Annotated in this window: 5 protein-coding genes; all 5 read right to left on the bottom strand. The window is 43.9% G+C overall.

Annotated elements, in window-relative coordinates; genetic code table 11:
* Positions 1 to 995: 995 nt before the first annotated feature.
* From ACWPAB_RS15040 to ACWPAB_RS15020, 5 genes are read right to left on the bottom strand one after another with little or no spacing between them, the layout of a single operon-like run.
* On the bottom strand, positions 996 to 1,424 hold the full coding sequence (locus ACWPAB_RS15040; protein ID WP_016382315.1) for a PTS sugar transporter subunit IIA domain-containing protein: 429 nt from the start codon (positions 1,422 to 1,424) through the stop codon (positions 996 to 998).
* Between the two features lies 1 nt (position 1,425).
* On the bottom strand, positions 1,426 to 2,238 hold the full coding sequence (gene agaD / locus ACWPAB_RS15035) for a PTS galactosamine transporter subunit IID (protein ID WP_003586172.1): 813 nt from the start codon (positions 2,236 to 2,238) through the stop codon (positions 1,426 to 1,428).
* Positions 2,228 to 3,037, bottom strand: coding sequence for a PTS galactosamine transporter subunit IIC (gene agaC / locus ACWPAB_RS15030; RefSeq protein WP_003586170.1), 810 nt, complete (start codon positions 3,035 to 3,037; stop codon positions 2,228 to 2,230). Before agaC ends, agaD begins: the two co-directional genes overlap by 11 nt.
* The gene (agaB, locus tag ACWPAB_RS15025; protein ID WP_003586168.1) at positions 3,038 to 3,520 is read right to left on the bottom strand and encodes a PTS galactosamine transporter subunit IIB; all 483 of its coding nucleotides are present in this window, start codon (positions 3,518 to 3,520) and stop codon (positions 3,038 to 3,040) included.
* 13 nt (positions 3,521 to 3,533) lie between these two features.
* On the bottom strand, positions 3,534 to 4,244 hold the full coding sequence (locus ACWPAB_RS15020; RefSeq protein WP_032793680.1) for a GntR family transcriptional regulator: 711 nt from the start codon (positions 4,242 to 4,244) through the stop codon (positions 3,534 to 3,536).
* Between the last annotated feature and the right edge of the window lie 106 nt (positions 4,245 to 4,350).

The following is a 4,350-nucleotide window of genomic DNA, read 5'->3' as shown; positions in this document are numbered from 1 at the left end:
CATCTTTTCATCTTTATCTGCGACCCTATTTAGGAGATCAGACAGATTCTTACGAAGATTTGTCGGTGTATATATCTCCATTGGAATTCCTCCCTGTATATATGTACATCATAGCGCACGCCAATGATAATCACGTTTCGTCTTTAATTTCGATAGGGTGTACCCTATTGTAACTAGCAAGAGCGGCGATTACCATTAGTTACATATAAGTGATCCGATACCGCTTTGTAGATTGGTTTCAGTAATGGATCATGGTCGGTTTTACATGTCTTTGACATCTGAATTGTCTAGCCGATCTGATTGGCATGTACATATAGTAGGAAGAAACTCATTTTAGGAAGATTAATGAACCACCGATCCGCTCTCTAACCTGTTGACCTGTAGCTCCGACTGTTGATTGTCTTCATCATTATTTACGGTCCTGTCTCTTAGCCTTTTAGGTGTCAGAAATAGCGTGATTGAACAAACTGTTCTGTCGCCGAAGTAGTGTGGTTACTAATGAAGATTTTGATCTGTGTTGCGAGCCTGTTAATAGACGGCGTTAAAAGGGTTGTTACTGTTGTAGGCAATGAACTCGCAAAAACAAATAAAGTAGCTTATTTTCAATGGCCAGTACACCAACCTTCTTCAAGTTGAATGCACCGCTTATAACAACTTCAAAGCCTATTAACACTGGCAGAAGCTTTTGTAGTAACAAGCCATTAACAAATTATTCGGCACAAATTAATGATCTGATTTAGACCTTTATTAAGGGTAACCATGACATTATAATTTTGACAGTCGGATTGTTAACCAGCTTTTCGTCGCAGATTAAAGCGCGAGTGCCACAGGTGCGGATTATTGCTTGGCTGCATAACAACTATGAACCCTAAATGGAAAACTATGTTTTATACGCAAAGAGGCGCGTCGAGAATATCTGGGTAGAATTCGCGGCGCGCCTTTACGCAGTATAAATAGAACTATAGGTCATTTCATGGCGACAGTGGTGCCCGGTACTAGATGCCATCCTCATCATCGTCAACATTATTGGTATGATTGTGAAGCTGGAAATGACTTGTGTGCTGCTGGCTGAGTTCAACCAATCGATCGGCTAAGTCGCCGGCAGTACCGGAATACGAACTGAGGCTCGGTGACACCTCAAGGAGAGATCCCACGTTACAGCCAACAACCACCGCATTATCGGCTGTGATCTCTGTTGTGATTGTCACCGCCTGCTTGAATGGTGTACCGCCAAGTAGGTCACAGAAGAACAAAACTGGTTCATTTTGCGGTGTGTTTTTTAGCAACTCATTGTGTAACTCAGCTTCGGACATCTCACTAGTAAAATCCACATACTTCAGTTGTGCCTGAAGACCAGCCAGTAACTCAATTGTGGATTGTAATCCGGTAGCAAAGTGACCGTGGCCAGTAATAATAATTAGCATTCTATAGAACCCCTAACCATGAGAGCACAATTGCCAATACGAAGGTAATCAGAATCAACACAACGGGACTAACATTCTTTTTCTTCAACAGGTAATACAGCAGGAACGTGTATCCTAGCGGTAAGATGTTGGGGAAAATATTGTCGAAAAACTGGGTCTGAATGGAGATTGACTTAGTAGGCGTAACCGGAATTTTTGTCTTCACGGAAATCTGAACATAAGTCGCAATCAACCCGCCAATCACGGTACAACCTAGAATGCTGGCAGCACGAGAAATCATCGCTGAGCTTTCACGAATACGGCTAATAGCATTGGTACCAGCCGTGTATCCCAAATGTGCAATAGGAATACGTGCAAAGAACAAACCAACATAAACAATGAAGAAGATTAGTGGCCCGAGGATACTACCCTGCTTTGCAAAGGAGGCAGAAATCCCAGCAACAATTGGTAAAATCGTGAACCAGGTGATGGCATCACCAATACCAGCTAACGGTCCAAACAGGGCAATCCGTAGGCCATCAATGGTTGATCGTTTTTGCCCGTTCTCTTCCAATGACGCTTCCAACCCCATTAGTAGTGGGGCTGCATAGTTATTAGTGTTGATAAATTCCAGGTTGGCCTTCATAGCCGCACTGAACCCCTTCTTGTCGTCACCATACGTCTTTTTTAGTACTGGCATCATCGCGTACGCCCAGCCATCAGCCTGCATACGTTCGTAGTTCATGGCCGACTGGTTGAACAATGAACGCAAAGCCAGTTTGGTGATATCACGACGCGTTAACTTGTTACGCTTTGGTGTGTCTTCAGATGCCATCGTTATCATCTCCATCTGATTTCATCGAGTCGAGCGCAGCTTGTAATTTTTTGCTCTTCTCTTCGTCCTTACGATCGCGGTAGAACTCAATAAATGCTAGGGCAATACCGATTACCGCAACTGGCATTAGGTTACCAAACTTAATAAAGCAGGCGGCCGTGAAACCCAGTAGTAAGTACGGTACGAACTCAGCCTTCAACATGCTCTTTAGCAATAGCCCAAAACCAACAGCGGGTAGGATGCTACCGGCAATTTCAAACCCGTGGCTTAACCATACTGGCATCGCGTTAACTAGGGATCGCATTGGTTCTTGCGCACCGTAGACGCAGAGAAAGGCAATAATCCCGTATGATAAAGCAACAATGACAGTTGGCGTCAGTACCAAAAACGCAAACTTACGCGTTTCGGCTTTAGCAGCGTATTCATCCAGCTTCTTGGTTAAAACAGAAAATGCTGAGTAATAGAACAGAATAATGTATTGCATTAAAATGCTGAATGGTAGTGCCAAACCAATAGCAGTGGCTGGTGAATGCCCCGTTGTAAACGCTAAGACAACGGTCATAATACCGGCCATGATGGGGTTGGGCGGCTGAGTCCCACCCACTGGAGTTAATCCGGCAAATGCAAGTTCTGTTAAACCACCGGCAATGATGCCGAGCTTTAAGTCGCCCAAAATCAAACCTGTAACCGTGCAGACAATCATTGGCCTAAAAATGTAGAAACCTTCCAACCAAAAATCGATACCTGCAATAATGGCGAAGAGTCCGATGAGCAACCCCTGGACTAGGGTAACTGACATCTAAATCACTTCCTGAATTTTTATTTTTTTATCGTCTGGAGTTTCCTGAATAAAGACGTTAACTCCGGCGTTAGCAACAGCGCGCAGGTCGTCCTTATCTTGTTGATTCATGTAGGTATACTTTGTAACCTGGTCCTTACCATCTGAGAAATGCATATTACCGATATTCAATTCGTGAATTGGCACACCGCCTTCTACCAGTCGACGTGCATCTTGTGGTGTCCGCACCACCAAGAAGATATGTTGACGGGTGCTAGCCTTGTGAATAGTACTGATGGTCTTATCAACTGACCAAAAGCGGATACCCACACCGGATGAATCTGCAGTGGCTGCCATCAATTGTTGTTGTAATTCATCCTCGGCGGTGTCATCATTTGCCACTAACAGTAGGTTAGCCCCCACTGATGATGTCCAAACAACACCGACCTGTCCGTGCACAAGACGGTTGTCCACACGCGTTAATACAATATCTGGTTCACCCATAAGTAAGCCCTCCTCAATATAAGTACATCGTTACTTGTCCTGTTAAGGTGATTTCACCGTAAATTAAGGAATTTCCTTGTGCCGTGCCTGTGAGTCGCAAATGAACCATTACGTTACCCGAAACGGAACCGAACATACGCTTTTCGGCTCGTGTTGCTAGGTCGCTACTTCGGTGCGTTTGGAACTCAGGTTTAAACTCATACTTGCTAACCAGTAACGGTAGTAACTGATGACGCTCTAACTCACTCAAATAAAGGTTGGGAAACTGTACATATGGCAGATACCAATGAACCAATCCTACTAAATTGTTATCAGCAAAAATTTGGTAATCGATGGCGTACAGATAATCGTCGGAATTCAATCCCAAGTTGGACCGCACGACCGGCTCAGATCCATTAACAATTAGTTGAAAGTCCTTCAGTTCAACCCGCGGTTCAGCATTCGTCGCACGAATCACTTTTTCCAGGTTGATCATGCCTGGAATATCGTTGGTTTTAGGAATACTTTTCCGTGCCACGAAGGAACCAATTCCATGACGTTTATAAATATAGCCGCGGTCAACGAGCTCTGCTAAGGCCCGCCTCACCGTAATACGGCTCACGGTATAAGAATCACCAAGATCAGCTTCTGATGGTAATTTAGCATCCTGTTGTAGTTTGCCGCCCTCAATTTTATGAATTAAATCATTAATCATGTTTTGGTACAAAGGGATTTCATTTGACATGTCCTGTTCGCCCCACATAGTTGTTATGTCTTCATAACAACTACAAAATTGTTATACTCCTCGATGTATGCGCTGTCAATTATTTCTAGAACATTCGTAATCAACA

This window comes from Lacticaseibacillus sp. 30, assembly GCF_053819265.1.
This window is presented reverse-complemented; position numbering and strand designations above follow the sequence as displayed.